Here is a 26,181-nt window from a genome sequence, read left to right on the forward strand (position 1 = left end):
CCGCATCCGTGTCACGGATCCTCGCGCCCTCTGGCAATCCGGAAAATATGAACTGAGGCGCAAGAAGGGGTTCCTGACTGACTGCCGGCCTGACTGGCAGGACGACTGTGCGCCTGCCATTCAGAGAGTTGCGGCCTGCTCCCTGCAAGGTCAAGGCCGGCGCCGGAATAAGGAAAGACGGCCCGCAGGTTTTGCATGAGGCCTCTTGCCGCGCTAGGAGTTTGCGGAAGCTTTCGAAAGAGACGGGCGCATGCCGAACATTCTTCTGGTCGATGATGATCCCGGTATCCGGGATGTCGTGTCGGATTTCCTGTCGCGACACGGGTTCGACGTGGAAACCGCCGAGGACGCTGCCGCGATGGACCGGGTGATGGCCAGCGCGGCAAAACCCTTCGACCTCGTCGTCCTCGACCTCATGATGCCCGGCGAACATGGGCTGGAAGTGGCACGGCGCCTGTCCGGCCCGGGCGGTCCGGCCATCATCATGCTCTCGGCCATGGGAGAAGACAGCGACCGGATCGTCGGGCTTGAAGTGGGCGCCGATGATTATCTCGCCAAGCCCTGCAACCCGCGCGAGCTTCTGGCCCGAATCCGCGCCGTGCTGCGCCGCCGCCACGAGCCTGTCGCCGAGGTGCAAGGGGTGATCGCGGAATTTGCCGGCTGGACGCTCGATCTCGTCCGACGCGAACTGACTTCGCCCGAAGGCGTTCTCATCACCCTTTCGGATGGCGAATTCTCGCTGCTGCGGGTCTTCGTGGAAAATCCGCAGAAAGTCCTCACGCGGGACCAGTTGCTCGATCTTGCCCGTGGCCGCGAGAACGAGACCTACGACCGCGCCATCGATGTGCAGATCAGCCGTCTGCGGCGCAAGCTGGATGGCGCCGGCCGCGCCCATGAAGAGCTGATCCGCACGGTGCGGAACGAAGGCTATATGTTCACGCCGCGCGTCGTTCGCCGCTGACTGGCGACGGACCGGGGGCACAGCGCGTGACGCCCATGCCGGAAACGCCTGTGGCCAGTGCCGCGCGCGGCGCGCGCACGGAAGCGCCGAAGAACACACCGCCCGGCCGCCTGCCCGGCCGGCGGGACGTGCCAAGCTCCCTCTTCACGCGCATCTTCGCCCTGGTGCTGACGACTGTCGCGGTCGCCCAGCTCATCACCATGGCGTTGCTGGCCCTTCTGGCCGATGCCCCGCCGCAGGCCATCGGCATCGCTGAACTCACCCGCGCGATCGAGGCCGGCAGCGGCAAGGGGCTGATCTTTCGCCCTGTCGCAGCCCCGCCCCCGCGTGACCCCTCCGATGGCCCGGCCGCCATGCGGCTGGAGGCCGCCATCGCCACGCGCCTCGGGCGCGCGACGGAGGACATCGCAGTCTCCCTCGCCGGCGTACAGGACGGAAAGTTCGTGGAAATCTACACCGTCCCCGAAGGCGGTGGCCCGCCCATGGCGGAACCGGCGCTCATCGGCCGCTTCCGGATCGCGGTGCTTGGCGATGATGGCGGCTGGGTCCTGATCGAGCCGAAAGACGACGGCCCATTCGACAGCCGCGAACGCCAGTTCCTGCTGCTCTTCCTGCTCGGCGCCATCGCCATGCTGCCCGTGGCATGGATCTTCGCCAAGAGGCTGTCCGATCCTTTCGGCCAGTTTGCCGATGCCGCCGAGCGGCTCGGCCGCGATCCGAACACCCAGCCCCCGAACATCATCGGCCCGACGGAGGTGATCCGCGCGTCTGACGCCTTCCGCAAGATGCAGCAACGTCTCCAGGCCTATGTCACCGACCGGACGCAGATGCTTGCGGCCATCGCCCATGATCTTCGCACCCCCCTCACCCGGCTGGCCTTCCGCATCGAGTCCATCGATGACCCGACCCGCAGCGCGCTGGCGTCCGATGTCGCGGAGATGAAGGCGATGGTGAACGCCACCATGGATCTCGCCAAATCGGAAAGCCGCCCGTCTGACAGGCAGCGGCTGGAACTTGGCTCGCTTGTCGAGAATGTGGCCGACAACATGGCCCTGACCGGCCGCAAGGTCAGCGCCGAGGCCGGAGAAACGCTGGTGGTCGACGGGGATCCCCTTGCCCTCCGCCGGCTGTTCAGCAACCTGCTGGAAAACGCCGAGAATTACGGCAGGGTCGCGCATGCGAAGGTCTGGCGCGACGGCGACATGGCCGTGGTGGACATCGAGGACGAAGGCCCCGGCATCCCGGAGGGCGAGGAGGAGCGCGTGTTCGAGCCCTTCTACAGGCTCGAACGCTCGCGCAATCGCGAAACCGGCGGTATCGGGCTGGGGCTGGCTGTCGTTCGCACCATCGCACGTGCCCATGGCGGCGACGTGGAGCTGAAGAACCGGCCGATTGGGGGGCTGCGCGCGCGGGTCACGCTGCCCCTGGCCAGTTCGGCAGCGCCGAACACAGACCGCAAACGCCGCTGAACCGGCCGGTCAGCCGGCGATGAGCTCAGCCGGCGATGAGCGCCTGCTCGACCTGCGCCCAAAGGGCGGCGAAGGCCCGCGCCGGCTGGCTTCCGGGCTGGACAACCGCTACCGGTGCCTGGCGCACAGCCATGGCCTCGATTGCGGCGGAATAGGGGATCCGGAGCCGTTCGGGGTGGCGCGCCACGGTTTCGCGGTGCAGCTTCCGCCGCGCGTCCACCATGCTCCAGACAGCCAGCACCGGCGGCCGGCCGCCATGGTGCTTGAGAAGTTCCGCGCGCAACTGCTCTTCCGCACGTTCCGAAAGCGGCGATGGCAGCAGCGGCGTGACAATGAGATCGACCGCGCGGAACAGTCTGTCCGCAAGTTCGGACAGCCCTGGCGGACAGTCGATGATCACCCGGTCATAGGATTCCGACAGCGACTTCAGATGCTTCTTCAGCTGCTTCAGCTTGTCGGACTGGGCAAGATCCCCCTCCACCCGGCGCAGGCTCCGGTCGGCGGGCAGAACGTCGAGATTGGGAAATTCGCTCGACAGGATAGGATCGGCAATGCTGCGATCACCCGCGACGGCCGCGCGCGCCTTCACGCCGGCCTTGGGCGCCAGCTTCAGCAGATAGGTGGCCGCCCCTTGCGAATCGAGATCCCAAAGCAGGGTCCGCCTGCCACCCGTAGTCGCCGCCGCATGGGCAAGGTTCACGGCCGTCGCGGACTTTCCAACCCCACCCTTGATCGAAAAGACCGCGATCGCCTTCATCGGATCAGGCGGCGAGCGCCAGGATGAGCCGGTCGCGCATGGCCATCAGGGATGAGAGCGGCACAACGACCGAATCCCCGCCCGAGGCTTCCGCCCGCCGGGTGCCGCCAGCAGGCGCGCGGGCTATGGTCGCCACCGCCGTCGCAGGCGCGCCCGCAGGCTGCGCGGTCTTTGCGGCAGTCTCGTCACCGGGCACGATGGCAAGGCGCGTGGTTGCCCGCGTGCCGGGCTTGCGCGGCACGACCGCCGCGCCTTCCGCAATGGCGACAAGATTCGCAGCGCCATTTTCGGTAATGAGCTTCCTGACCCCCTTCACCGTAAAACCATCCTGGTGAAGCAGCTTGTGAAGCGCGGATGCGAAGGCGACATCTGCAGGGCGATAATAGCGCCGGTTGCCGCCGCGCTGCAGGGGCTTCAGTTCGGGAAAGCGGGTTTCCCAGAAGCGCAGCACATGCTGCGGCACCCCCAGAAGCTCGGAGACTTCGCGGATGGTGCGGAACGCCGCCGGATCCTTGCCGGACGAGTCGATGGCGGTTCCGGTGGCAGGCTTCGCGCGGCGCCCGCGCCGTACCGGCTTTTCGCCCGCCTCCGCTTCGCCCGCCTCGGCTTCCACGTCGCCCAGGGACACGGCTTCAGTCACGGCTTCGGCCGTGCCGGCGGGTGCGTTCTTCTCTTCGGTGTCAGCAGCGGCTCCGCGCCGGCCACTCGTACTTCGCGCCATCAGTCGTTGATCCTCTGCCGCAGCAACTGGCTCGGGCGGAAGGTCAGCACCGTGCGGGGCTGGATGGGAACCTCGACGCCCGTCTTGGGGTTGCGGCCGACCCTGAGGCCCTTGCGGCGCAGCATGAAGCTGCCGAAGGAGGAAAGCTTCACATTGCCGCCCGAAAGCAGCGCCTCGGCAACCGTGTCGAGCACCTGCTCGACCAGTTCCGCCGATTCGGCGCGCGAGAGGCCTATCGCGCGATGCAGTTCATCCGCGAGGTCTGCGCGCGTGAGGGTGGGCACCATCTTGCCCGCCTTGGTCTGCGATCCGGCCATCCGCCCCATCCTTCCGCAAAGAGGCCAATCAATAGCGTGGCTTGGCTCAATACTTTATCATGCCGACAAAGCGGCTTCAGGGCAAGGCATATCCTGCCTGCCGCCGGCATTGCGGCATGGCGAAGGGATCAGAAGCGCAGCAGCACGGCGCCCCAGGTGAAGCCGCCACCCATGGCTTCCAGAAGGCAGAGATCACCGGGGCGGATCCGGCCATCGCGCACGGCGGCATCGAGCGCCAGCGGAACCGATGCGGCCGAGGTGTTGGCGTGGCGGTTCACCGTCACCACCATCTTCTCGGGCGGGAGGCCGAGCTTGCGCGCCGTCGCTTCGAGAATCCGGGCATTGGCCTGGTGTGGAACAAGCCAGTCGAGGTCGGCCGCCGTCACGCCGCCGGCCTCCAGAACTTCCTCGGTCACGTTCGCCAGATTCTGGACGGCGTGGCGGAACACCTCGCGCCCCTTCATCCTGAGCTTGCCGACGGTGCCGGTGCTTCCCGCCCCGCCATCGACATAGAGAAGATCGCCATGGCGGCCGTCGGCGTGCAGGCGGCTGACAATGATGCCCCGCTCGCCTTCGTCGCGCGCTTCGAGGACCACGGCGCCCGCTCCGTCACCGAAGAGCACGGCGGTGGTTCGGTCCTCCCAGTCGAGGATGCGGCTGAAAAGTTCCGCGCCGATCACCAGCGCGCGGCTGTAGGGGCCAGTCTTCAGCAGGCTGTCGGCGATCGAGAGCGCATAGACAAAGCCGGTGCATACCGCTGCCACGTCAAAGGCGGCGCCGCGCGTGATGCCGAGGCGCGCCTGCACCTTCGTCGCGGTTGCGGGGAAGGTGCTTTCGGGTGTCGCGGTGGCCACGATCACGAGATCGATGGCGTCAGCGCCCAGCCCGGCGGCGGCGAGCGCCGCCTCGGCGGCCTCGACGGCGAGATCGGAGGTGACAACCTGCGGTTCGGCGATGCGCCGTTCGCTTATGCCGCTACGCTCGACTATCCAGTCGTCGCTGGTGTCGAGACGTTCGGCGAGGTCGGCATTGGAAACGATACGCGGCGGCAACGCGCCGCCCGTGCCGACGATGACGGATCTGCGGGACATCTCTAACCTCAGGCTGCGTTGGCGGTGGAGCCGGGGGCTCCGGGCCGATGGGCGGCGAAATTGGCCATGTCGGCCTGGATACGGGCGTGGATGTCCTGTGTCACCAGGTCGTGTGCGACTCCGATGGCATTGGCGAATCCCTTGATGTTGGCGCCGCCATGGCTTTTCACCACGATGCCGTTCAGACCCAGGAAAACCGCGCCATTGTGATTGTTGGGATCGATATGATCCTTGAGCGCCCGCAGCGCCGAGCGGGACAGGAGATAGCCCAGCTTCGAAAGCCAGGATGCGCGGAAGGCGTCAGCGAGCAGGCCCGTCACCAGGCGCGCCGTGCCCTCGGCGGTCTTCAGCGCGATGTTTCCGGAAAAACCGTCGGTCACGATGACATCGGTATCGCCCTGCGCAATGCCATTGCCCTCGACATTGCCGAGGAAATCGAGCGGCAGCTCGACGGCGGCTGTGCGCAGAAGCTGGGCGGCATCTCGAATCGATTCGGTGCCCTTCATTTCTTCCTCGCCGATGTTGAGGAAGGCGACCTTGGGGCGCTCCAGCCCCAGGACGGTGCGGGCGAAGGCAGCGCCCATCACGGCGAACTGCACGAGATTCTCGGCATCGCACTCGGTGTTGGCGCCAAGATCGAGGACGACCGAATCGCTTTTCATCGTGGGCATGAGGGCCACGAGCGCCGGCCGGTCGATTCCGTCCATGGTGCGCAACGCCAGCTTGGCCATGGCCATCAGCGCCCCGGTATTCCCGGCGGAAACACAGGCCAGTGCATCGCCCTGCTTCACCGCATCGATGGCAAGACCCATGGATGTCGTGCGGGCACGGCGAATCGCATGGCTCGGCTTGTCGCTACCAAGCACGACTCCATCGACATGGATGATCTCGGCTTCGGCAGCGACACGCGGCGCCGAAGCAAGGGCGTCACGGATGACTTGCTCCTGCCCGTAAATGCGGAAGCGGATATCCGGGTAGCGCTCACGCGCAAGTTCTGCCCCGGCGATAACCACCGGGGGGCCAATGTCACCACCCATTGCGTCCAGGGCGATCACGGGGGTGCTTTGCTTTGCGGACCTGTTCACGGCCTTTGCCTAGCCTTCATGCCCGCGCCGCCGCAAGCGCCCCCCTGCATCACAGGCGGGCGTCAGTCCGCCTGGGCGATCACTTCGCGGCCGTCGTAGAAACCGCAGGACGGGCAGATGTGGTGCGGAAGCTTCAGCTCGCCGCAGTTGCTGCATTCCTGCGGAACAACGGCGGTCAGCGCGTGGTGGCTGCGCCGCATGTTACGCTTGGAAGGCGAAGTCTTGCGCTTGGGGACTGCCATGAGGCACCTTCTTCTTGATGTCTGTCGGCCGGCGCGCGCGGGTTGCGCCCGACAAGCCGGGTCTGTCTGGATTCGAGCGGGCCGTCTTACGCGAAAACCGCCAAAAGGCAAGAGCAGGCCAGGCTGTTCCCGCCGTGCCGCAGCCGAGCTGGCGCCATGCCGCTTGCCCGCATGGCCCCGCTTGCGCCAAGAAGGGCCATGATTCCAGCCTTTCTCGGCCTCTCGGGCCTTGCCCTCACCGATGCGGAACGCCAGCTCTTCCGCGCTGCCGACCCGGCAGGCTATATTCTTTTCCGGCGCAACATCGATACGCCCGATCAGCTGCGCGCCCTGACCGATGCGCTGAAATCCCTTTCCGGCCGGGATACCCTGCCCATATTGATCGATCAGGAAGGCGGCCGGGTCGCACGGCTGCGGCCGCCGCACTGGCCAGAATTTCCCCCGCCCGACATCTTCGGCGCCGCCTGGAACAAGGCCCCGCTGACCGCGATGGCCGCCGCCCGCGCCAACGCACAGGCCCTGGGGGTGATGCTGGCGGAACTGGGCATCACCGTCGATTGCCTGCCGCTGCTCGACGTGAAGGCCGAGGGCATGCACGACGTGATCGGGGACCGCAGCTACGGCACGGATCCTTACATGGTCGCCTCGCTCGGGCGCGCCACGCTCGACGGGCTGAAGGCCGGCGGAGTCGTCGGCGTGGTCAAGCATATTCCCGGCCATGGCCGCGCAACGCTCGATTCGCACCTTGCCCTGCCCACCGTGACGGCAAGCGCCGAGGCGCTGGAAACCGACCTCATTCCGTTCCGCCGGCTGGCGGATGCACCGATGGCGATGACAGCCCACATCCTCTATACCGCCTGGGACGAAACGCTCTGCGCCTCGCTGTCGCCGAAGATCATCGGCGACATCATCCGCGGCAGCATCGGCTTCGACAATCTGCTCATGTCGGACGATCTCGGCATGGAAGCCCTCGCTACCCAGCCGGGCGGCGAAACGATGGGCGGGCGGGCGGCCGGCGTCATCGCCGCCGGCTGCGACATCGCCCTTCACTGTTCCGGCGATCTTGCCGAAATGGAAGCCGTGGCGGGCGCGCTGGGGCCGATCGGTGCCGCAGCGCTCGAACGGCTGGAACGCGCCATGACCTGGCCCGCGCAGGCGGATGGCCACACGGTCGCTTCGCTCGCGGCGCGGCGCGATTCGCTTATCGCTGCGGCATGAGCGGGGCGGCCGCTTCCCCGCCGGCCGCCGAAACGCTGATCGTCAGCTTCGAAAGCTGGGAAGGCCCGCTCGACCTGCTGCTTTCGCTGGCGCGCGGCCAGAAGATCGACCTTGCGACCATCCCGATCCTGCCGCTGGTCGACCAGTATCTCGCCTTCATCGCCGAAGCCCGCGCCCTCAGGCTGGAAATCGCGGCCGACCATCTCGTGATGGCGGCCTGGCTCACCTATCTGAAATCCGCGCTGCTTCTGCCGCAAGAGGAAGCGCCCGACCCGGACCCGAACGAACTCGCCGAAAGGCTGCGCTGGCGGCTGCAGCGGCTGGAGGCGATGCGCGCCGCCGCCGACAGGCTGATGGCGCGCGACATCCTCGGCCGGGACATTTTCCTGCGCGGCATGCCGGAAGGCCTGCGCACCGTCCGCGCGACGCGAGTGGATTGCAGCCTCTATGACCTGCTCTCGGCCTATGGCGCCCTGGCCGGCCGCGCCCGCACCACAAGCTGGACGCCGCATGACAGGGGCGCCATCTGCTCGCTAGAGGAAGCGCTGGAGCGCCTGTCCTCGATGATCGGCCGAACGCCATCATGGTCGGAACTGGAAACATTCCTGCCAGAGGGGCTTGCCCCGCCGCTTGCCCGCTCCACGCTGGCCTCATCCTTCGTCGCGGCACTGGAACTGGTGCGCACCGGCGCTGCGGAAATCAGCCAGACAGCGCCGTTCGGCCCGCTGATGCTGCGGGCGCGCCAGACCGGCCCGGAGGATCCCGGCTCAGCCGGCTGACGGCAGCGGCGGGCGCTGGCTGCGCCAGCCCGTCTCCGCCTCCAGTTCCGCGGCCAGTTGCAGCAGCAGCGCATCCTCTCCGAACCGCCCCTGCGCCATGATGCCGATGGGCAGGCCATTGTGCGTGCGCGCCAGCGGCAGGTTCATGGCCGGCGTGCCGGTCTGGTTGGCGAAAGTCGCGAAGGGGGAAAAAGCCATGAACTCGCGCCCATAGACCGTCGAATCCTCGTTGGAGAGGGACAGGATGCCGAGATTGACCGGCGGCTTGGCGAGCGTCGGCGACAGCAGCACGTCGTAATCGCGGAAGAAATGGTCGAGAACGCTGGACGCATCCTGGAACCAGTCGAGCGCGCGCTGCAATTCGGAAGCGGGGCGCGTCTGCCCGATGTGCCGCCACATGGCTGTCATCGGCTCGATATCGTCGGCCGTCGCTTCCCGGCCCTTCAGCAGCGCATGTTCGGCAAGCGTGCGGGCGGTGCAGGCAGCCACAGTCACCGACTGGGCGGCGGCCAGCATCTCGGCATCGATCTGCGGCCGGTCTTCCACGACATGGTGGCCAAGCCGGCGCAGCAGCAGGGTTGCATCGTGGATGGCGGCATGCACATCGGGGTCGATCCGCACGCCCGAGAAGGGGGTGGGCATCACGGCGATCCGCAGGCGGCGCTGCTTGCGCGACAGGGCCGCCATGTAGCCGCCATCCGGATGGCGCGGCATCACCCGCGAGCCCGGCTGCGGCCAGCCGAACACATCGAGGAAGGCCGCGGAATCGCGCACGCTGCGGCTGATCGGCCCGATGACGGACAGGCCGTTCCAGTTCTCCACCCGGTCGAGCCCGTGCGGAATGAGGCCACGCGATGTCTTGAGACCGAAAACGCCGCAGCAGCTGGCGGGAACGCGGATGGAGCCGCCGCCGTCGCTCGCCTGCGCCAGCGGAACCGCGCCGACAGCCACGGCAACCGCCGCCCCGCCGGAAGAGCCGCCGGCAGTGCGCTCGGGGTTCCAGGGGTTGCGTGTCTTGCCTTTGGCGATGCTTTCCGTGGTCACGGTCAGGCCCAGTTCCGGCGTCGTCGTCTTGCCGAAGGTGACGAGGCCGGCTTCATCGGCCCTGACCATGAAGCTCGAAGGCTTGTCGGCCACATGATCGAGATAGCGGCTGCCCGAACCGGTGCGTACGCCGGGGATGTCGACGCCCAGGTCCTTCACCAGAAAAGGGACGCCGGCCAGCGGGCTTTCGCGCAAGGGGGCCCTGGCCTGCGCCCGGGCGCGGTCATGGCATTCCTGTGCGATATAGTTGAAGTCGGGGTCGGTCGCTGCCACGCGTGCAAGCGCCGCATCCAGAAGCTCGGCCGCCGTCACGTCGCCACGGCGCAGATGCTCCGCAAGGCCGACGGCATCCTCGCGATCATAAAGGTCCAGGATGTCGCTCATGTCAGTGTCTCCAGGCGGTCGAGCGCGGCCGAAAGATCGGCGATGAGGTCCGCCGGATCCTCGAGGCCGATGGAAAGGCGCAGGGTCATGCCCGGCGCCTCGAAGCGGCTGACTGTGCGCAGCCGCTCTGGCGAAGTCGGGATGGCGAGGCTTTCATAGCCGCCCCAGGAAAAGCCCATGCCGAAATGGGAAAGCCCGTCGAAAAAGGCCGGCGCATCGGCGCGGCTGCCGCGGTCGAGCACCACGCCGAACAGGCCGGCGGCGCCGCTGAAGTCGCGCTTCCACAGCGCATGGCCGGGGCAATCCTCGAAAGCCGGGTGCAGCACCCGGTGCACCAGCCTGTGCCCTTTAAGCCAATGCGCGATCTCCAGCGCCGACCTGCCGGACCGCTCCATCCTGAGCGGCAGGGTGCGGAAACCGCGCAGGGCAAGGGCTGCATCATCGGCCGAAACGCACTGGCCGAGCTGTGCCGCCGTGGCGCGCAGCTTTTCGAAATGGCCGGGAACGGCTGAAACGCTTCCCATCAGCAGGTCGGAATGGCCGCCGACATATTTGGTGACAGCCTGCATGACCATGTCGCAGCCGGCGGCAATGCCCTTGAACAGCAGGCTGGCGGCCCAGCTGTTGTCGAGAAGGGTGGCGATGCCGGCCGCGCGGGCGGCCGCCGCCATGGCTGGCACATCCTGCACCTCGAAGGTGAGGGAGCCGGGCGATTCGAGAATGAGAAGCCGCGTTTCGGGGCGGAACAGGCCGGCGATGCCGGCGCCGATCAGCGGGTCATAGGCTTCCGCCACGACCCCCATGCGCTTCAGGAAACCGAAGCAGAAGCTCGTCGTCGGGTCATAGGCGCTGTCGGGGATGAGCAGATGATCCCCCGGCCCCACAGCCGAAAGAATGGCCACCGCAAGGGCCGCCACGCCCGACGGAAAGAGCAGGGTGCCGGCGGAGCCGGGCTCCAGCCCGTTCAGCGCGTCCCTGAGGGCCCATGCCGTGGGGGTGCCCTTGCGTCCGTAGAAAAGCGTATCGTCGGCCGCGCGCCCGGCGGCGTCCATGTCGGCGATGCTGGGATAGAGGATGGTGGAGGCGCGCCACACCGGCGGGTTGACGATCCCGCCGGTGCCTTCGCGATTCTGTGTCCATTCCGCCCGCCGGCCAGCCGTTACCGCCCAGGTGTCCGCAGAGACATCCGGGCGCGAATGTGCCGGGGTGCCGGGCAGGCTGCCCGGCTTTCCATCCCGTTGCATGCCGCGGCTGCGACGGGCTGGCTTCAGGCGCCCGTCACCACGGGCGTATCGGGCTGGGTGCCCCATTCCGCCCAGCTGCCATCATAAAGAGCGACATCCCTGGCGCCGAGCACATGGGCCGCCAGATAGATGCTGGCGGCGGTCACACCGGAACCGCAGGTGGCGATCAGCGGCTTTGCCGGGTCGATTCCGGCCTTTTCGAAGGCCGCGCGCAGACCCTCGGCATCCTTCAGCCTGCCTTCGCTGGTGTAAAGTTCGGTGTGCGGCAGGTTCTTCGCGCCGGGCATGTGGCCCGGGCGCGAACCCGGCCGCGGCTCGGGGTCGACGCCGGCAAAGCGGGCTGCCGGGCGGGCATCGGCCACCTGGGCGGCGCCGGTCTTCAGATTTTCGCGCATTGCGGCAAGATCGCGCACCGAAGACGTATCGGACCAGACGGTGAAATGCCGGTGGCGGACGACAGGGCGGCCGCTTTCCAGCGGGCCGCCCGCAGCCTTCCAGGCGTCCAGCCCGCCATCCAGCACGGCCACCTGATGCGCGCCGAAGATGCGGAACATCCACCAGGCCCGCGCAGCCGACTTCAGGGGGCTGTTGTCATAGACGATGATGCGCGAGCCGTCGCCAAGGCCCATTGCCTGCGCCCGGCTGGCGAATTTCTCGGGCGTGGGCAGCATGTGCGGCAGGCCGGAGTTGAGATCGGCGACTTCGTCAAGGTCGAGGAAGACAGCGCCCGGAATATGGGCCGCCTCGAACTCCTCGCGGGCGTTGCGTTCATGTGCCGGCAGGAAAAGGGTTGCGTCGACGAGGCGCACGTCGCTTTTCTGATATTCGCCCTTGAGCCATTCCGCGCTGACGATCGCGTCCATATCTTCCCCATTCCGGCTGTGTGTCCTGCCGCATCTCTAACCGGGCCTTCCACGCGCGACAAGCATTGAGGCCCGGCCGCATATCGGGGGGTGCTGATTCCGGGCGGGGCGCAAGCAAATGGCCGGCCGGCCGTTCCTCTTCTGCACGCCCCCCATCATGGGGGCGGCATGACGCGGGTCGGTCGAAACGGAACGGAACATGGAACAATTGTCTCCCGAAGCACTGAAATGGCTGCGGGAACTGGCGCGCCAGGCAGAAGAGGTGCAGGCCGCCATGCCCTGGCCGGCAGGCCGCCACAGTTCGCGGCCCCTGATGCCGGACCTGATGCCGGACTGGGTGCCGGACCAGATACCGGACGTCAGGCCGTATCCGGCGCCGGATACGCTGCCCCCGGAAGAAACGGTGCAGCCCGAACCGCGCGGAATCGAGCGGCGGATCACCCGCCGTGCCGAAATGCTGTGGCGCCGCCTGTCCGGCAGCGCCGAATGCCCAGGCAAGGACTGCCCCGCGGCCGAAGCGCTGCTGCGGTTTCTGCAGCCGCCTTTCGGCGCCAGCAGCCTGGCGATCGCCATGCCGCCGCACCCCGGCGACATGCAGGCCCGGCAGCCCCGCATCACCCATGTGGGCAAGGCGCTTGCCGATCTCGGCCTGATGAACCCCGAGCCGCCCATGGCTGCGCTCATGGCCACGCTCAGGGCATCCATGCTGGTTCTGGCGGGCGAGGCGCTGGGCACCGGCCAGCCGCAGCATCTCGACAGCGACGCGGGCAGCGGCAGGACCGATCTGGGCCTGGGCGGCGAACCGATCCTGATGCGGGCGGTCGCCCTGCCCTTCGCGGCGGCAGCCGGCGCCGGCCCGTGTGCAATTGTCGTCTGCTCCTGGCGGCGCTTGCTCTCCCGGCACGAGACGGATGCGCTGCACCGGGAACTGGCCGCGACGACGGACTGGCTTGGCGATGTGACAGGCGGGCAGGCCGAGAGCCGGTGATGGCCGCCCTTCCGGGTTCCGCCAGCACCCTGCCCCGACACCCTCTGCTTGAAGCCCGGGAGGAGAGCGAATAGGCTCGGTGGCATGAAAAGGGGCCGGAAAAACCGCCCCCCAGAAAATGGACCGCCCCGAGATGGACCGGCCCCGACCGGGAAGGTCCAGCACGCGGGCGGCGAGCACAAGAGGTTCCCGATGCCCGCCAATTCTTCCAAGGCTTCCGAAGCGGAAAAAAGCGATCCCGCGTCTTTTCCGGACGCGCTGCGCGCACAATTTCACGAACTGCTCTTCGAAACGGCGCCGCCTTCCGAGCTAGAAGGCCTCGATGCCGCCGAAAAGGCCCGCGTCGCCGATCTCGCCCTCGGCTTTCTTGCCACGCGCGCGCCCGGCAGCCACAAGCTGCTTGTGGGTGCCGGAGAGGGGGAAGCGGGCCAGCCCCGCCGCATGCCGGTCATGCTTCTGACGGACGACATGCCCTTCCTGGTGGACAGCGCGACCGCCGCCGTATCCGGGCAGGGGCTCGACATATTCCGCATCATCCACCCCATCCTGCGTGTGCGCCGCGATGCCGACGGACGGCTGGTTTCGCTCGGCGATGCCGATGCGCCCCTCGAATCCCTGATCCTGATGGACGTGCAGCGCGCCCCGGCCCGCAAGCGCGCCAGCCTGCAGGAACATCTCGACCATGTGTACACCGATGTGCGCCTGGCCGTGGAAGACTGGCAGCCCATGCTGGCGAAGCTGCGCGACGCCGCCCGCGCCCTCAATGAAAACCCGCCGCCGCTGGCGCCCCATGTGCTGGCCGAAAGCGTCGCCTTCCTCGACTGGCTGGCGGCCGACAATTTCACCCTGCTGGGCGTGACCGATGGCGAGGCGCGCCTTGGCATCCTGCGTCAGGAAGGGCGCTGGCCCGTGCCGGCCCTCGATGATTCGGGCGAGGCGCTGGGCATCCACAAGGCGCCGATGCGCTCCACGATCCACCGCACGGCGCCCTTTGACCTGATCAGCGTGAAGCGGTTCGACAAGCAGGGCCGCCCTGTCGGCGGCTGGCTGTTCCTCGGCCTTTTCGCCAGCACGGCGCTGCGCGAATCGCCGCGCCGGGTGCCGCTGGTGCGCCGCAAGGTTGCCGAAGTGCAGGACAGGCTCGGCTATTCGCCGCGCAGCCACGCCGGGCGCGCCCTTTCCCATGTGATCGAGACCTTCCCGCGCGAGGAAATGTTCCAGATCGACACGCAAGAGCTTCTGGACATGACGCGGGGCCTGCTGTCCCTGCTGGACCGGCCACGCCCGCAGCTTTTCGTGCGGCGTGACCGGCGGGCGGCCAATGCCTCCGTCCTCGTCTATGTGCCGCGCGATCTCTATTCGGCCGATCTCAGGCTGCGCGTCGGCTCCATGCTTGCGAAGGCCTTTGGCGGCCGCATCGGCAAATATGATGTGGAATTGCGCGCCGAGGGGCTGGCGCGGGTGCATTATGCGCTCGAAGCCGTGGAACGGGAACCGTCCCCGGAAACGCTGAACGCCGAACTGGTGCGGATGACCCGTGGCTGGGAAGACCAGCTGGAACTGGAACTGGTCGATCAGGCCGGCCCGGTCCGCGCCGCCCGCCTTGCCCTCACCCATGGCCGCGCCTTTTCGCCCGGCTATCGCGCCGAATTCACCCCGGCAGAGGCCGCACACGACATATTGCGCCTGACGGCCCTGTCCTCCCCCGATGACCGGCATGTCGCCCTTTCGCGCCGGCCGGCGGATCCCGACACCATCATCCGGCTGAAGATCTACCGGCTGGGCGAGATCATCCCGCTTTCCGATTCGGTGCCCATTCTCGAGAATTTCGGTTTCCGGGTGATCGAGGAGGTGCCCTATGATCTCGCCGATGGCGTGATCGGCTGGGTACATGACTTCAAGCTCGAAACCGGGGCGTCCGTCAGCGATCTCGACGGATTCTGCAGCGTGGTCGCGCCAGCGCTCGACGCGGTGCTGACCGGCACCCAGGAAAATGATGCCTTCAACGCCCTGATCCCGGCCTGCGGCCTCAGCGCCGAGGAAGCGAACTGGGTGCGCGCCTGGTTCCGCTATCTCAGGCAGACGGGCGCCTCCTACGGCATCCAGACAGCCGTGGACGCGCTGAAGCGCAACCCGGATGCGGCACGGGCGCTCATCACCCTGTTCCGCACCCGCCACGATCCGGAAGGGCAGGGCAGCGCCGAGGAAGCCGCGCGGCACCTGCATAGCCTGCTCGATGCCGTTCAGTCGATCGACGATGACCGCATCCTCAGGCTGTTCCAGGGCCTTGTCGACGCGATCCTGCGCACCAACGCCTTTGCGCCGGGCAGCCCGGCCGCCCTTGCCTTCAAGCTGGAATCGGCGCGGGTGCCCGGCCTGCCCAAGCCGCTGCCGTGGCGCGAGATCTGGGTCTATTCGCCGCGCGTGGAAGGCATCCACCTGCGTGGCGGGCCGATCGCGCGCGGGGGGTTGCGCTGGTCCGACCGGCGGGATGATTTCCGCACCGAGGTGCTCGGCCTCGTGAAGGCGCAGATGGTGAAGAATTCGGTGATCGTGCCCACGGGCGCCAAGGGCGGCTTCTATCCGAAGCAGCTGCCCGACCCGGCGACCGACCGCGAGGCCTGGGCCGCCGAGGGCCGCGAAGCCTACAAGCTCTTCATCCGCACCCTCCTCTCCGTCACAGACAACCTCGACAGCGAGGGCCAGGTGGTGCCGCCCGCGCATGTGAAGCGGCTCGACGGCGACGACCCCTATCTCGTCGTCGCCGCCGACAAGGGCACCGCCACCTTCTCGGACACGGCGAACGCCATTGCCGAAGAAACGGGCTTCTGGCTGGGCGACGCCTTCGCCAGCGGCGGCTCCGTCGGCTATGACCACAAGGCGATGGGCATCACCGCGCGGGGCGCCTGGGTGTCGGTAACCCGGCATTTCGCCGAAATGGGGATCAATGTGCAGGCCGATTCCGTCACCGTCGCCGGCGTCGGCGACATGTCGGGCGACGTGTTCGGCAACGGCATGCTGCTTTCGAAGGCGATCCGGCTCGTCGCCGCCTTCGATCACCGCCACATCTTCCTCGACCCGGCGCCAGACCCGGCGGCAAGTTGGGCCGAGCGCGAGCGCCTGTTCCGGCTGCCGCGCTCGTCATGGGCGGATTATGATGCAAAGCTGATCTCGAAGGGCGGCGGCGTCTTTTCCCGCACCACCAAGTCGATTCCGCTTTCGCCCGAGGTGCAGGCGCTGCTCGGCATCACGGCCGAAGCGCTGGCCCCGTCCGAACTGATGGCCGCAATCCTGAAGGCCGAAGTCGACCTGCTGTGGTTCGGCGGCATCGGCACCTATGTGAAGGCAGCCTCCGAAAGCCATGCCGATGTCGGGGACAGGGCCAATGACGCGCACCGCGTGAACGGCCAGGACCTGCGGGCCAGGGTCGTCGGCGAAGGCGCGAACCTGGGCGTCACCCAGGCCGGGCGGATCGAGGCGGCGAGCCTCGGGGCCAGGATCAACACCGACTTCATCGACAATTCGGCCGGGGTCGACACCTCCGACCATGAAGTGAACATCAAGATCGCGCTTGGCGCGGCCGAACGCGCCGGCAAGCTCGACCGTGGCCGCCGGGACACCATCCTGTCGGGCATGACGGATGCCGTTGCAGCACTCGTCCTCCACAACAACAAGGCGCAGACACGGGCGCTTTCGATCGCGGAATCGCGTGCGGCGCGCATGCTCGATTCGCATGTGCGGCTGATGGAGGCGCTCGAAGCCGCAGGCCGGCTGGACCGGGCTGTCGAGGGCCTGCCGACCGCGCGCGATATCGAGGAGCGCAAGCGCCTCGGCCGGGGTCTCACGCGGCCGGAACTCGCCATCCTTCTCTCCTATACCAAGATGGACCTGAAGGAGGCGCTGGTCGCAAGCCCGCTGGTGGAGGACCGTCTGCTGGAGGCGGACCTGTTCCGCGCCTTCCCCGAAAGCATGCAGGCGGATTTCGGGGACGAAATCCGGGGCCATCAACTGCGCCGCGAGATCGTGGCGACGAAACTTGCCAACATGCTGGTGAACCGGGGCGGGCTGACTCTCGCCCACGACCTCGCCTCGGAACTGGGTGCGCCGCTGGCAACCGTTGCCGCCGCCTTCGTATCTGCCCGCGCGCTGTTCGACCTTCCCGCGCTCTGGGCGCTGATCGATGAGGCCGAGGTTCCGGCAACCGTCGCGCTGGCGCTGCATGCCGAGGCCATCGATGTCACGCGCGGGCTGGTGGCGGACCTTGCGCGCCGGTCGGGCGCGGAAAGCCCGGACCGCCTCTCGCAGCGGCTGGCGCCGGGTCTCTCCCGGCTTTCCGGTTCGCTCGAACAGCTGCTTCGGCCCGAACCGCGTGCCCAGGTCGAAGCCGTTCGCCAGCGCCTTGCGCAGATGGGGGCGCCCGCCGCCATCTCGGACGAGATTGCCCGGCTCCACGCCCTGTCGGGCGCGGCCGGCATTGCGGCGCTGGCCTCGGACCGCGGGCTGGATGAAGCGGCAACGGCCGAAGCCTATACGCGGCTTGGCGAGGCACTGGGGATCGACTGGGCGCTGGGCGCGGCGCGCGCGCTCTCCCCGGCAGACAGCTGGGAGCGGCTGCTCGCTTCCAGCAGCGCCCGCGCGTACGAGACCATGCGCCTCGATCTCATCCGCGCGCTGACCGGCGATGGCGCGGATCCGCTGGCTGCCGTGGAAGCCTGGCTTTCCGGCCATGCAGCAACGGTAACGGCGCTTTCCCGCACGATCGCGGCCGCGCGCCTGTCCGGTGCGCCAACGCTCGCCATGCTGGCGCAGCTGGCAACGGCGGCACGGTCGGCACTGTCTGCCTGAGGCCGGAGGGCGCAGGCCGGAGGGCGGTGGGCAGAGCGTGTCATTGGCTGATCAGAAGGGGCGGGCCTTGCCTTCCGGCGCCGCCGGGGCTATGGCCCGCCCCTTCATGACGAAGGCCGGAGGAGCCCCACGGGAATTCGCCCGGGGCTTGCCGATCGGCAGAGACAGGAAAGAGAGACCATGCCGTTTTACGAGCATGTCTACCTCGCGCGTCAGGATCTGGCGCCCGCACAGGTGGAAAGCATCACCGAAGCGTTCACGAAGGTCATCACCGACAATGGCGGCACCGTCGCCGGCACGGAATATTGGGGCCTGCGGAACCTCGCCTATCGTATCGCCAAGAATCGCAAGGCCCATTATGTGCTCCTCAATATCGAGGCGCCCGCCGGAGCCGTGCAGGAAATGGAGCGCCAGGTCGCCCTCAACGAGGACGTGATCCGCTACCAGACCATCCGTGTGGATGCGCTGGAAGCCGGCCCCTCCGCGATGATGAAGAAGTCCGACCGCAGCGAGCGCGGTCCCCGCGGCGAACGCGGTGATCGTGGCGACCGTGGTGACCGTGGTGACCGTGGCCCCCGCCCCGAACGCGCCGAGCGCGCCCCGCGTGAAGAAGGGAACTGGTAATGGCACGCCCGTTTTTCCGTCGCCGCAAGAGCTGCCCGTTCTCGGGCGCCAATGCGCCGAAGATCGATTACAAGGATGTCCGCCTGCTGCAGGGCTTCGTGTCCGAGCGCGGCAAGATCGTTCCCTCGCGCATCACCGCCGTTTCGGCGAAGAAGCAGCGTGAACTGTCCAAGGCCATCAAGCGCGCACGCCATCTTGGCCTGCTGCCCTATCTCGTGAAGTAAGGAGGGCGCGGACATGGACGTCATTCTTCTCGAACGCGTGGAAAAGCTCGGCCGCATCGGTGATGTGGTCAACGTGAAGCCGGGCTATGCCCGCAACTTCCTGCTGCCGCGCGGCAAGGCCCTTCGCGCAACCGAAGCCAACAAGGCGAAGTTCGAAGCGCAGCGCGCCCAGATCGAAGCCGATAACGCAAAGCGTCGCGAAGCCGCCGAAGCGCAGGCCGCCACCATGACCGACATCTCGGTCGTGATCATCCGCCAGGCATCGAACGCAGGTTCGCTCTACGGCTCCGTCTCCGCACGCGACATCGCCGAGGCGGTGGCCGAAGCCGGGCACAAGGTGACGAAATCCGCCGTCGTGCTCGACCGGCCGATCAAGTCGCTGGGCATCGAGGTGGTGAAGCTGGTGCTGCACCCCGAAGTCAGCGTCACTGCCAAGGTGAACGTTGCCCGTTCGCCCGAGGAAGCAGAGCTTCAGGCCAAGGGCGTGGATGTCACGGCCGACCTGTTCGAGCGTGAGGAAGCCGGCTTCACCGAAGCCTATGATCCGAACGCCGAACCTGGCAGCATCGCCGTCGAAGGCGAGGAAGCCGCTGAAGAGGCCGGCGAACAGACGGCCTGAGGCACTATCGCCAGACACGCGCCGGCCACGGCGCGCAGACCGGCTGAATGAAGGGCGCACGGACATCCGTGCGCCCTTTTTTCATGCCGTGATCAGCAGCCCGGAAGAGCACGGACCCGGAAAGCGCGGCTCAGCTTTTGCCGGCTCAGGCGTGAATTGCCTGCCACACCTTCAGCGCCTGGGCAGTCTCGGCCACGTCGTGCACGCGCACCCAGGCGGCACCGGCTTCCGCTCCACGCAGCGCCAGCGCAAGGCTTCCCGGCAGACGGTCGCTGGCCGGGGCCGGCCCCGCCAGAGCGGGAATGAGGGATTTGCGGCTTGCCCCCAGCAGGAAGGGAACCCCAAGGCCATGAAAGGCCTCCAGCCCCCGCAGCAGGGCGAGATTGTGCTCCAGCCCCTTGCCGAAGCCGATGCCCGGATCGGCAATCAGGCGCGCGCGGGCGATTCCGGCTGCCTCGCAGGCGGCAATGCGCGCCGCAAGATGCGCCAGCACCTCGGCCAGCACATCCTCATAGCGTGCCAGCGCCTGCATGGTCTGCGGCGTGCCCGGCATGTGCATCAGCACCACGGGCACATCGGCGGCCGCGGCCACCGCCAGGCTTTCAGGGTCAGCCGTCAGGGCCGACACATCGTTCAGCATCACGGCCCCGGCATCGAGCGCCGCCTTCATCACGCCGGCCTTCATGGTGTCGATGGAAACGGGAACGCCATGCCGGGCCAGCCCTTCCACCACCGGGATCGTTCGGGCCAGTTCCTCTTCAAGCGGCACCGGCGGCGCGCCGGGCCGCGTGCTTTCGCCGCCCACGTCGATGATGTCGGCCCCGGCCGCCCGCATGGCAAGCCCCGCCGCAATAGCCGCCTCCGCGTCCGAATGCCGCCCACCGTCCGAGAAGCTGTCGGGCGTGACATTCAATATGCCCATGATGCGTGTCGGCATGATGGTCAGGCCGGATAGGACAAAAGGCTCGAAGGCTCGACGCCCAGCGCCTGCAGCCGGGCCGCGCCACCCAGCCCTTCCAGTTCCATCACGAACAAGGCCTGCTCCACCATGCCGCCGGCCTTGCGCACCAGGCTGACGGCGGCTTCGGCGGTGCCGCCCGTCGCCAGCACATCATCCACCAGCAGCACGCGCGCGCCTGCCGGCACGGCATCGGCATGAAGCTCCAGCCTGTCGGTGCCATATTCCAGCGCATAATCATGGCCGATGGTGGCATGGGGCAGCTTGCCGGGCTTGCGCACGATCACCAGCCCCTTGCCGAGATGATTGGCAAGCGCTGCGCCAAAAAGGAAGCCGCGCGCCTCGATCCCGGCGATCAGGTCGAACGGCCGGGCACGGGCGGCGAGCGCTGCGGTCGCGGCCCGGAAGGCCGCTCCGTCCGCCAGAAGCGGGGTCAGATCCCGGAACAGGATTCCGGGCTTGGGGAAATCGGGAATGGCGCGGATGCGGGCGGCGATCAGGTCGGTCGGCATCGTCTCTCCCTCAGGCGAACAGGCGCGGGGCAATGGCGCGCAGCCGGGCGGCCGGTTCCAGCGGCCATTCGACGCGCGGTGTTGCAAAGGCGGTGTCGAGCGCGCGCTCCCAGCCTTGTGCGCTGGGGCGCGGCAGGGGTTCGTCGCGCAGGGCACGGCACAGCGCCGCGACAAGGGCCTGCGCATTGGCGGCGTTGGCAGCCAGCACCTCCATGACCGAGGTGGTGGATACGGCCTCGGGCTTCCACGCATCGAAATCGGTGACGAAGGCGGCGATGGCGTAGGCCATTTCCGCCTCGCGGGCGAGGGCCGCCTCGGGCATGCCCGTCATGCCCACGATGTCGAAGCCCTGCGCTTTGGCCAGCCGCGATTCGGCGCGCGTGGCGAAATGCGGCCCCTCGATGGCGAGATAGGTGCCATCCCGGTGATGCGGAATGCCGGCGGCGCCGGCGGCGGCCTCGACACGGGCGGCAAGGTCTGTTGCGATGGGGTCCGCAAGGCTCACATGCGCCACGATCCCCTCGCCGAAGAAGCTCTTGTCGCGGCCCTGCGTGCGATCGACGAGCTGGTCCGGAATGACGAGGGTGCCCGGGGGCAGTTCATCGCGGAAGCTGCCGCAGGCCGCTACCGAGACAATCACGTTGCAGCCCGCGATCCTGAGGGCCGCGATATTGGCGCGATAGTTGATTTCGGCGGGTGCGATGCGGTGGCCCCGCCCGTGGCGTGGCATGAAGACGACGGGAAGCCCCTCGATCTCGCCTTCCACCAGCGTATCGGATGGCCAGCCCCAGGGTGTTTCCTGTGCGCGCTGCCGCCCCGAGGCGAGCGCCGGCATGGAATAGAGACCGCTGCCGCCGATGATGCCGAGTTTCATGCCCTGCCCTCCCTCATTCGTCGAAAAGCCTGCCGGGACAGGCCGCCGGCCGCAAGCCCGCCCCCGGAAAGCTGCACCTTCAGCACAGGGTCATGGCGGAAGGCATCTGCTTGCACCAGCCTGTCAGCCACGCGCGGCCTGAAGCCGCCGTTCCTCTTCGACCTGCAGGGTGAAGAGGATGGCGCGCGTCTCGCCGTCGATCACGCCATCCACATGATTCTGCCGGAACCGGCGCTGGAAGGCGCGTGTGGCGGCGGCAAGATCGGTGATGTCATAGCCGAATCGCTCCAGCGCAAGGCCGAAGGCGCCATCGGGCCAGCCCGGATCGGCCAGCAGCCGCGCCGGCCGGGCAAGGGCCAGCCGGTGGCGGGCCAGCAGGCCCCAGTCGAACAGCTCGCCCGGATCCTCCTTGCGCGCCGGTGCGACATCGGAATGGCCAATGACATCGGCGCGGTCGATGCGGTGGCGCGCCATGATGGCGGCAACCAGCCAGACAAGATGTTCCATCTGCGGGCGCGGAAAGGGGCGATAGCCCCATTCATGGCCGGGGTTCTGCAGCTCGATCCCGATGGAGGCGGAATTGATGTCGGTGATGCCACGATAGCAGCTGCGGCCGGCATGCCAGGCGCGGTCGCGCTCGGCGACCATCTGCACCACCTGCCCATCCTCCTGGATGAAATAATGGGCCGAGACTTTCGCCGCCGGGTCGGTCAGCCGGGCCAGCGCCTCGTCCGCCACCGGCATGCCGGTATAGTGGATGACGAGGAAGCGCACAGGCAGGGTGCGGGCATCGAAATTCGGCGAAGGCCGCCAGCCAATCTCCTCGTCGCCATCCTCGCGGCCCTCCTCGTGGCCCTCCTCGTGGCGCGGATCAGGCATCGGGCTCGACCGACTTGCGCGCCGTGCGCAGCGTGATGATAGCGACGCCGGCGATGGTGAGCACGCCGCCGGCCAGCATCAGCGGCGTGACGGGCGTGCCATAGGCAAGCGTGGCGAACAGAACGGCGAGCAGCGGTGTCGGCAGGGTGAAGGGCGTGATCAGCGTGACAGGGTAGCGCTGCAGCAGCCAGGACATGCCCGCATGCCCCACGAGCGAAGCTGCGATGGCGGAATAGCAGACCCATGCAAAGGCCGACAGCGGCACCTGCGACAGGCCGGCGATGCCGCCCGGCTCCAGAAACAGGCTGGCCATGATGAGCAGCGGCAGGCTCACGATCGCCTGCCAGCCATAAAGGGTGAGGACCGGGATTCCGGTGAGCCGGCGGAAGAGCAGATTGCCCACCGCCCAGCAGAAGGCCGCGCCAAAGGTCAGGAAGATGCCCAGGCGCTCGTCCACGATGCGCGGATCGAAGACCAGTAGCGTCACCCCTGCAAAGGCAAGGAGGATGCCCATGGTCCGCTTCCAGGCGATGCGCTCGCCATCGATCAGCACGGCGAAGATCAGGGAAAGCGGCACACCGAGCTGGCCGGCGATCGCCAGCGCCGACAGGTTGGTGGCCACCTGGTAGCTGTAGGCGCCCAGCCCGAACTGCAGCGCCCCGGTCAGCACGCCCGTTGCCAGCACGAGGGCCATGCGCCCCTCGATCAGGCGGATATGGGTGGCGCAGACAAGCAGGACGACCCCGTAGCGCAACGCCACCGACAAGAGCGGCGGCATCGCCAGCACCGCTTCCTTGATGGCGACGATGTTGAACGCCCACAGCAGGTCGATTAGCAGGATGAAGCCGATGTGGATGGGTTTCATGCGGCGGCCTTGCGCGTGAGGGCGGCATAGGCCGCGTTGATGGCGGCCATGCGCGCTTCGGCTACGCGGATGAACTCGGGCGGCGTGCCTTCGGCCATGTGGCGGTCGGGATGGTGATCGCGGGCAAGGCGGCGATAGGCAGCGCGGATCTCGGTTTCCGTGGCGCCGGGAGCGACACCCAGCACGCTGTGCGGATCTTCCGGGGCAAGCGGGATATGCCGCGCGCGGATGGCGGCCCATTGGACTGCGGAAAAGCCCAGGATTGCGGAGACGCGTTCGAGATAGTCGATCTCGGCCGGGTGGACGCCATCGACCGTGGCGATCATCATCAGCGCTTCGAGCAGATCCTCGAGCACGGGCGAGCCGGCGCCCAGAAGGCTGGCCGCCTGCCGGGCATAGGCCTCGTGCCCGTCGACCGACTGGCGCGCCAGCCGGTAGAAACGCCGCATGTTCTCGCGCTCCTGCCCGGGCACATGGAACAGCCGCTCGAAGGCCTCCATTTCCCGTTCCGAGGCATGGCCATCGGCTATCGCCATCTTGGCGGCAAGCGCGATGGCGGCAATGGTGAAGGCGACCTGCCGGCGCTCGGGATTGCCGGCGCGAACCGCAAGAATGGCACGATCGATGGCCGCGCCCACGGCAGCCCCCGCAAGCGCGCCGAGTGGCCCGCCGAGCGCCAGGCCGGCGGCGCTTCCCATCAGCAGCGCCCAGATCGACATTGCAACGGCCTTAGACGGGCAGCGGGGAAAAAGCCACTGCCATGAAAGCCATATGGGAAGGCTTCGGAAAGCGCGGGATCAGACCGGTGGCGAACTGCCCCGGCCGGGCCTTCAGCTTCTGCGGGCGCGGCGGCGCTGCCCACCCGTCGCGCGGCCGGATGCCCTTCGCGACGAAGACGACCGCCGTTTTTCCGGCGGTCGGGCTTCGGGCGTTCGGGCTTCCGGGTTTCGAGATTCCTGCCGCGCAGGGGCAAGTGGCAGCACGCGCTGGGCCGTCAGGCGGCCATCCCCCGTCTGGACCAGTTCGAACTCGACCCTGGTTCCAGCCGCGATCTGGCCAAGACCCGCCTCGGCCAGGGCGGACACATGCAGGAACACATCCTTCGGCCCCATGTCCGGGCGGATGAAGCCGAAGCCCCGCGCCTCGTCGAACCAGAGGATCACACCCAACGCCATCGTCCCTTTTGTTACAACCCTGTCATTGAAAGGGCAACTCGCGAAGCGGGGCTTCGGCAAAGCCGCTGATCCTCTGGCCATCCGCCACGGGCAGGAAGGCCCGTATCCGCCCACCGGCTGCAATCAGCCACAGCCAGCCCGCATCGCAGACCCCTTCCTGATCCCATGTGCTGGGAAACGGGCTGCCATCGGGGTGGGAATGCCAGCAGCCCAGAATCGATAGCGGCCCCTGCCGTGCCCGGCGATGGGCATCGAAGAGATGCGCCGGGTCGATCTCGAACCGGGTGCGCGGCGTAGCGGCGACATTGCGCGCCACGGTCGCCTCGAGGATCCTCCCCGGAGTGCCGAACAGCAGGCCGCAGGCTTCCAGCGGATGGGCGGCGCGGGCGGCACCCAGAATCAGCCGCCCGGCGGCGGCGGCGATCAGGACGTCATCAGGGCTTGAAAGGGGGCCGTTCATCACGACATGCATTCGCCATGCATGCGCCCACAGCCCCGACCACGCAAGCCGGCCCGCGCGGCGCGACCCTTTCCGCCGATTCGGCGGGCTGGCGGCTCGACCGCGCACTCGCCGCCGCCATCCCCACCCTCTCGCGCGAGCGGCTGAAGGCGCTGGTGTCTTCCGGGGCCGTCATGGTGGACGGCGCGATGGAGCGCGACCCGGCGCGCAAGATGAAGGGCGGCGAGGCCGTCGTCGTCGATGTGCCGGCGCCACGCCCGGCAGAGGCAATCGCCGAGGACATACCGCTCACCATCCTCTTCGAGGACGAGCATCTCCTCGTGGTGGACAAGCCCGCCGGGCTTGTCGTCCACCCCGCGGCCGGCAATCTGGATGGCACGCTGGTGAACGCCCTTCTCCACCATTGCGCCGGCCGGCTTTCGGGGATCGGCGGGGTGGCGCGTCCGGGCATAGTCCACCGGATCGACAAGGACACATCGGGCCTTCTCGTCGTCGCCAAGACCGACCGGGCCCATACCGGGCTTGCCGCCCAGTTCGCCGATCACAGCATCGGCAGGCGCTATCTGGCCGTGGTGGCCGGGCTGCCCGTGCCGCCCGCCGGGCGCGTGGAAACCCATCTCGCCCGATCGGATGCGAACCGGCAGAAGATGGCTGTGGTCGGCGCCCCGCGCGGCAAGCGCGCCGTCACCCATTATCGCCTGAAGGAGGCGCTGAAGGGCGCGGCGCTCGTCGAATGCCGGCTGGAGACCGGCCGCACCCATCAGGTCAGGGTCCACATGGCCCATATCGGCCATCCGTTGCTGGGCGATCCGGTCTATGGCCAGGGCCGGCTTGCGGAGACGTGCCGGGCGCTGGGCTTCGCGCGGCAGGCGCTGCATGCGCGCAGCCTTGAATTCCGCCACCCAATCAGCCGCGACGAGATGTCCTTCGAAACACCGCCGCCATCTGATATTCAGGCTCTCTTAACGCACCTCAGGCCATGA

Annotated in this window: 27 protein-coding genes; 10 read left to right on the top strand and 17 right to left on the bottom strand. The window is 67.9% G+C overall.

Annotated features, from left to right (window positions below):
- The first annotated feature begins 250 nt into the window (after positions 1–250).
- A complete protein-coding gene (locus ACUJ46_RS10530) occupies positions 251–961 on the top strand; it encodes a response regulator (RefSeq protein WP_445390445.1) in 711 nt (236 codons plus the stop codon).
- Positions 962–996: 35 nt separating this feature from the next.
- Positions 997–2,430 carry a sensor histidine kinase gene (locus tag ACUJ46_RS10535; protein ID WP_445390446.1) on the top strand — a complete coding sequence of 478 codons (1,434 nt, stop codon included), beginning with the start codon at positions 997–999 and terminating at the stop codon, positions 2,428–2,430.
- Positions 2,431–2,455: 25 nt separating this feature from the next.
- Here the strand turns inward: ACUJ46_RS10535 and ACUJ46_RS10540 are convergent, their stop codons facing one another.
- From ACUJ46_RS10540 to rpmF, 6 genes are all read right to left on the bottom strand, one after another.
- Positions 2,456–3,187, bottom strand: coding sequence for a ParA family protein (locus tag ACUJ46_RS10540; protein WP_445390447.1), 732 nt, complete (start codon positions 3,185–3,187; stop codon positions 2,456–2,458).
- Positions 3,188–3,191: 4 nt separating this feature from the next.
- Positions 3,192–3,908, bottom strand: coding sequence for a MerR family transcriptional regulator (locus ACUJ46_RS10545; RefSeq protein WP_445390448.1), 717 nt, complete (start codon positions 3,906–3,908; stop codon positions 3,192–3,194).
- The gene (locus ACUJ46_RS10550; RefSeq protein ID WP_445390449.1) at positions 3,908–4,225 is read right to left on the bottom strand and encodes an integration host factor subunit alpha; all 318 of its coding nucleotides are present in this window, start codon (positions 4,223–4,225) and stop codon (positions 3,908–3,910) included. Before ACUJ46_RS10550 ends, ACUJ46_RS10545 begins: the two co-directional genes overlap by 1 nt.
- Before the next feature lie 128 nt (positions 4,226–4,353).
- A complete protein-coding gene (locus ACUJ46_RS10555) occupies positions 4,354–5,316 on the bottom strand; it encodes a beta-ketoacyl-ACP synthase III (protein ID WP_445390450.1) in 963 nt (320 codons plus the stop codon).
- An 8-nt stretch (positions 5,317–5,324) separates the two neighbouring features.
- Positions 5,325–6,401 (bottom strand): phosphate acyltransferase PlsX, encoded by a 1,077-nt coding sequence (gene plsX, locus ACUJ46_RS10560; protein WP_445390451.1) that lies wholly within the window; start codon positions 6,399–6,401, stop codon positions 5,325–5,327.
- Between the two features lie 62 nt (positions 6,402–6,463).
- Entirely contained in the window at positions 6,464–6,643 is a 180-nt protein-coding gene (rpmF, locus tag ACUJ46_RS10565) for a 50S ribosomal protein L32 (RefSeq protein ID WP_445390452.1), read from the bottom strand.
- Positions 6,644–6,841: 198 nt separating this feature from the next.
- On the opposite strand from rpmF, the gene nagZ reads away from it, so the two are divergent.
- Positions 6,842–7,861 (top strand): beta-N-acetylhexosaminidase, encoded by a 1,020-nt coding sequence (gene nagZ / locus ACUJ46_RS10570; protein WP_445390453.1) that lies wholly within the window; start codon positions 6,842–6,844, stop codon positions 7,859–7,861.
- Positions 7,858–8,640 (top strand): segregation and condensation protein A, encoded by a 783-nt coding sequence (locus ACUJ46_RS10575; RefSeq protein WP_445390454.1) that lies wholly within the window; start codon positions 7,858–7,860, stop codon positions 8,638–8,640. Before nagZ ends, ACUJ46_RS10575 begins: the two co-directional genes overlap by 4 nt.
- Here the strand turns inward: ACUJ46_RS10575 and ACUJ46_RS10580 are convergent.
- Genes ACUJ46_RS10580 through sseA form a run of 3 tightly spaced genes read right to left on the bottom strand, consistent with a single transcriptional unit; the run spans position 8,629 to position 12,175 of the window.
- Complete coding sequence (locus ACUJ46_RS10580; protein ID WP_445390455.1) at positions 8,629–10,068, bottom strand: amidase; 1,440 nt, start codon at positions 10,066–10,068, stop codon at positions 8,629–8,631. The two genes, ACUJ46_RS10575 and ACUJ46_RS10580, sit on opposite strands and share 12 nt — an antisense overlap.
- Positions 10,065–11,312 carry a cystathionine beta-lyase gene (metC, locus tag ACUJ46_RS10585; RefSeq protein WP_445390456.1) on the bottom strand — a complete coding sequence of 416 codons (1,248 nt, stop codon included), beginning with the start codon at positions 11,310–11,312 and terminating at the stop codon, positions 10,065–10,067. The genes ACUJ46_RS10580 and metC overlap by 4 nt, the downstream gene beginning before the upstream one ends.
- A gap of 23 nt (positions 11,313–11,335) precedes the next feature.
- Positions 11,336–12,175 carry a 3-mercaptopyruvate sulfurtransferase gene (gene sseA / locus ACUJ46_RS10590; protein WP_445390457.1) on the bottom strand — a complete coding sequence of 280 codons (840 nt, stop codon included), beginning with the start codon at positions 12,173–12,175 and terminating at the stop codon, positions 11,336–11,338.
- Positions 12,176–12,374: 199 nt separating this feature from the next.
- On the opposite strand from sseA, the gene ACUJ46_RS10595 reads away from it, so the two are divergent.
- The 5 genes from ACUJ46_RS10595 to rplI all read left to right on the top strand — a co-directional run bounded on the left by ACUJ46_RS10595 (position 12,375) and on the right by rplI (position 19,475).
- Positions 12,375–13,163: a hypothetical protein gene (locus tag ACUJ46_RS10595; RefSeq protein ID WP_445390458.1), complete on the top strand. Its 789-nt coding sequence runs from the start codon at positions 12,375–12,377 to the stop codon at positions 13,161–13,163.
- A gap of 192 nt (positions 13,164–13,355) precedes the next feature.
- Positions 13,356–18,008, top strand: coding sequence for an NAD-glutamate dehydrogenase (locus ACUJ46_RS10600; protein WP_445390459.1), 4,653 nt, complete (start codon positions 13,356–13,358; stop codon positions 18,006–18,008).
- Between the two features lie 180 nt (positions 18,009–18,188).
- Positions 18,189–18,632: a 30S ribosomal protein S6 gene (gene rpsF, locus ACUJ46_RS10605; RefSeq protein ID WP_445390460.1), complete on the top strand. Its 444-nt coding sequence runs from the start codon at positions 18,189–18,191 to the stop codon at positions 18,630–18,632.
- Positions 18,632–18,856, top strand: a complete 225-nt coding sequence (rpsR, locus tag ACUJ46_RS10610; protein ID WP_445390461.1) for a 30S ribosomal protein S18 — start codon at positions 18,632–18,634, stop codon at positions 18,854–18,856. The genes rpsF and rpsR overlap by 1 nt, the downstream gene beginning before the upstream one ends.
- 13 nt (positions 18,857–18,869) lie before the next feature.
- On the top strand, positions 18,870–19,475 hold the full coding sequence (gene rplI, locus ACUJ46_RS10615; protein ID WP_445390462.1) for a 50S ribosomal protein L9: 606 nt from the start codon (positions 18,870–18,872) through the stop codon (positions 19,473–19,475).
- A gap of 145 nt (positions 19,476–19,620) precedes the next feature.
- Here the strand turns inward: rplI and folP are convergent, their stop codons facing one another.
- The 8 genes from folP to ACUJ46_RS10655 all read right to left on the bottom strand — a co-directional run bounded on the left by folP (position 19,621) and on the right by ACUJ46_RS10655 (position 25,198).
- Positions 19,621–20,412 carry a dihydropteroate synthase gene (folP, locus tag ACUJ46_RS10620; RefSeq protein WP_445390463.1) on the bottom strand — a complete coding sequence of 264 codons (792 nt, stop codon included), beginning with the start codon at positions 20,410–20,412 and terminating at the stop codon, positions 19,621–19,623.
- Between the two features lie 5 nt (positions 20,413–20,417).
- A complete protein-coding gene (locus ACUJ46_RS10625; RefSeq protein WP_445390464.1) occupies positions 20,418–20,945 on the bottom strand; it encodes an adenine phosphoribosyltransferase in 528 nt (175 codons plus the stop codon).
- A 10-nt stretch (positions 20,946–20,955) separates the two neighbouring features.
- Entirely contained in the window at positions 20,956–21,819 is an 864-nt protein-coding gene (mtnP, locus tag ACUJ46_RS10630; RefSeq protein WP_445390465.1) for an S-methyl-5'-thioadenosine phosphorylase, read from the bottom strand.
- A gap of 123 nt (positions 21,820–21,942) precedes the next feature.
- Complete coding sequence (locus ACUJ46_RS10635; RefSeq protein ID WP_445390466.1) at positions 21,943–22,698, bottom strand: N-acetylmuramoyl-L-alanine amidase; 756 nt, start codon at positions 22,696–22,698, stop codon at positions 21,943–21,945.
- Complete coding sequence (locus ACUJ46_RS10640) at positions 22,691–23,563, bottom strand: DMT family transporter (RefSeq protein ID WP_445390467.1); 873 nt, start codon at positions 23,561–23,563, stop codon at positions 22,691–22,693. The genes ACUJ46_RS10635 and ACUJ46_RS10640 overlap by 8 nt, the downstream gene beginning before the upstream one ends.
- The gene (locus ACUJ46_RS10645) at positions 23,560–24,282 is read right to left on the bottom strand and encodes a TerB family tellurite resistance protein (protein WP_445390468.1); all 723 of its coding nucleotides are present in this window, start codon (positions 24,280–24,282) and stop codon (positions 23,560–23,562) included. The genes ACUJ46_RS10640 and ACUJ46_RS10645 overlap by 4 nt, the downstream gene beginning before the upstream one ends.
- Positions 24,283–24,393: 111 nt before the next feature.
- Positions 24,394–24,738, bottom strand: a complete 345-nt coding sequence (locus ACUJ46_RS10650; RefSeq protein WP_445390469.1) for a cold shock domain-containing protein — start codon at positions 24,736–24,738, stop codon at positions 24,394–24,396.
- A 22-nt stretch (positions 24,739–24,760) separates the two neighbouring features.
- Positions 24,761–25,198, bottom strand: coding sequence for a M67 family metallopeptidase (locus ACUJ46_RS10655; protein ID WP_445390470.1), 438 nt, complete (start codon positions 25,196–25,198; stop codon positions 24,761–24,763).
- A gap of 17 nt (positions 25,199–25,215) precedes the next feature.
- Here ACUJ46_RS10655 and ACUJ46_RS10660 point away from each other — a divergent pair, with 17 nt between their 5' ends.
- Positions 25,216–26,181, top strand: a complete 966-nt coding sequence (locus tag ACUJ46_RS10660; protein WP_445390471.1) for an RluA family pseudouridine synthase — start codon at positions 25,216–25,218, stop codon at positions 26,179–26,181.

The sequence above is a fragment of the Sandaracinobacteroides sp. A072 genome, from assembly GCF_052616365.1.

Coding starts and splice junctions, on each gene's coding strand:
- ACUJ46_RS10530 (WP_445390445.1), top strand. CDS start 251: ATGCCGAACATTCTTCTGGTCGATGATGATCCCGGTATCCGGGATGTC.
- mtnP (WP_445390465.1), bottom strand. CDS start 21,819: ATGAAACTCGGCATCATCGGCGGCAGCGGTCTCTATTCCATGCCGGCG.
- sseA (WP_445390457.1), bottom strand. CDS start 12,175: ATGGACGCGATCGTCAGCGCGGAATGGCTCAAGGGCGAATATCAGAAA.
- ACUJ46_RS10555 (WP_445390450.1), bottom strand. CDS start 5,316: ATGTCCCGCAGATCCGTCATCGTCGGCACGGGCGGCGCGTTGCCGCCG.
- nagZ (WP_445390453.1), top strand. CDS start 6,842: ATGATTCCAGCCTTTCTCGGCCTCTCGGGCCTTGCCCTCACCGATGCG.
- metC (WP_445390456.1), bottom strand. CDS start 11,312: ATGCAACGGGATGGAAAGCCGGGCAGCCTGCCCGGCACCCCGGCACAT.
- rplI (WP_445390462.1), top strand. CDS start 18,870: ATGGACGTCATTCTTCTCGAACGCGTGGAAAAGCTCGGCCGCATCGGT.
- ACUJ46_RS10595 (WP_445390458.1), top strand. CDS start 12,375: ATGGAACAATTGTCTCCCGAAGCACTGAAATGGCTGCGGGAACTGGCG.
- ACUJ46_RS10640 (WP_445390467.1), bottom strand. CDS start 23,563: ATGAAACCCATCCACATCGGCTTCATCCTGCTAATCGACCTGCTGTGG.
- ACUJ46_RS10535 (WP_445390446.1), top strand. CDS start 997: ATGCCGGAAACGCCTGTGGCCAGTGCCGCGCGCGGCGCGCGCACGGAA.
- ACUJ46_RS10550 (WP_445390449.1), bottom strand. CDS start 4,225: ATGGCCGGATCGCAGACCAAGGCGGGCAAGATGGTGCCCACCCTCACG.
- ACUJ46_RS10625 (WP_445390464.1), bottom strand. CDS start 20,945: ATGCCGACCGACCTGATCGCCGCCCGCATCCGCGCCATTCCCGATTTC.
- ACUJ46_RS10545 (WP_445390448.1), bottom strand. CDS start 3,908: ATGGCGCGAAGTACGAGTGGCCGGCGCGGAGCCGCTGCTGACACCGAA.
- ACUJ46_RS10540 (WP_445390447.1), bottom strand. CDS start 3,187: ATGAAGGCGATCGCGGTCTTTTCGATCAAGGGTGGGGTTGGAAAGTCC.
- ACUJ46_RS10645 (WP_445390468.1), bottom strand. CDS start 24,282: ATGTCGATCTGGGCGCTGCTGATGGGAAGCGCCGCCGGCCTGGCGCTC.
- ACUJ46_RS10660 (WP_445390471.1), top strand. CDS start 25,216: ATGCATGCGCCCACAGCCCCGACCACGCAAGCCGGCCCGCGCGGCGCG.
- ACUJ46_RS10650 (WP_445390469.1), bottom strand. CDS start 24,738: ATGGCGTTGGGTGTGATCCTCTGGTTCGACGAGGCGCGGGGCTTCGGC.
- ACUJ46_RS10600 (WP_445390459.1), top strand. CDS start 13,356: ATGCCCGCCAATTCTTCCAAGGCTTCCGAAGCGGAAAAAAGCGATCCC.
- rpsR (WP_445390461.1), top strand. CDS start 18,632: ATGGCACGCCCGTTTTTCCGTCGCCGCAAGAGCTGCCCGTTCTCGGGC.
- ACUJ46_RS10575 (WP_445390454.1), top strand. CDS start 7,858: ATGAGCGGGGCGGCCGCTTCCCCGCCGGCCGCCGAAACGCTGATCGTC.
- rpsF (WP_445390460.1), top strand. CDS start 18,189: ATGCCGTTTTACGAGCATGTCTACCTCGCGCGTCAGGATCTGGCGCCC.
- folP (WP_445390463.1), bottom strand. CDS start 20,412: ATGCCGACACGCATCATGGGCATATTGAATGTCACGCCCGACAGCTTC.
- ACUJ46_RS10655 (WP_445390470.1), bottom strand. CDS start 25,198: ATGAACGGCCCCCTTTCAAGCCCTGATGACGTCCTGATCGCCGCCGCC.
- ACUJ46_RS10580 (WP_445390455.1), bottom strand. CDS start 10,068: ATGAGCGACATCCTGGACCTTTATGATCGCGAGGATGCCGTCGGCCTT.
- rpmF (WP_445390452.1), bottom strand. CDS start 6,643: ATGGCAGTCCCCAAGCGCAAGACTTCGCCTTCCAAGCGTAACATGCGG.
- ACUJ46_RS10635 (WP_445390466.1), bottom strand. CDS start 22,698: ATGCCTGATCCGCGCCACGAGGAGGGCCACGAGGAGGGCCGCGAGGAT.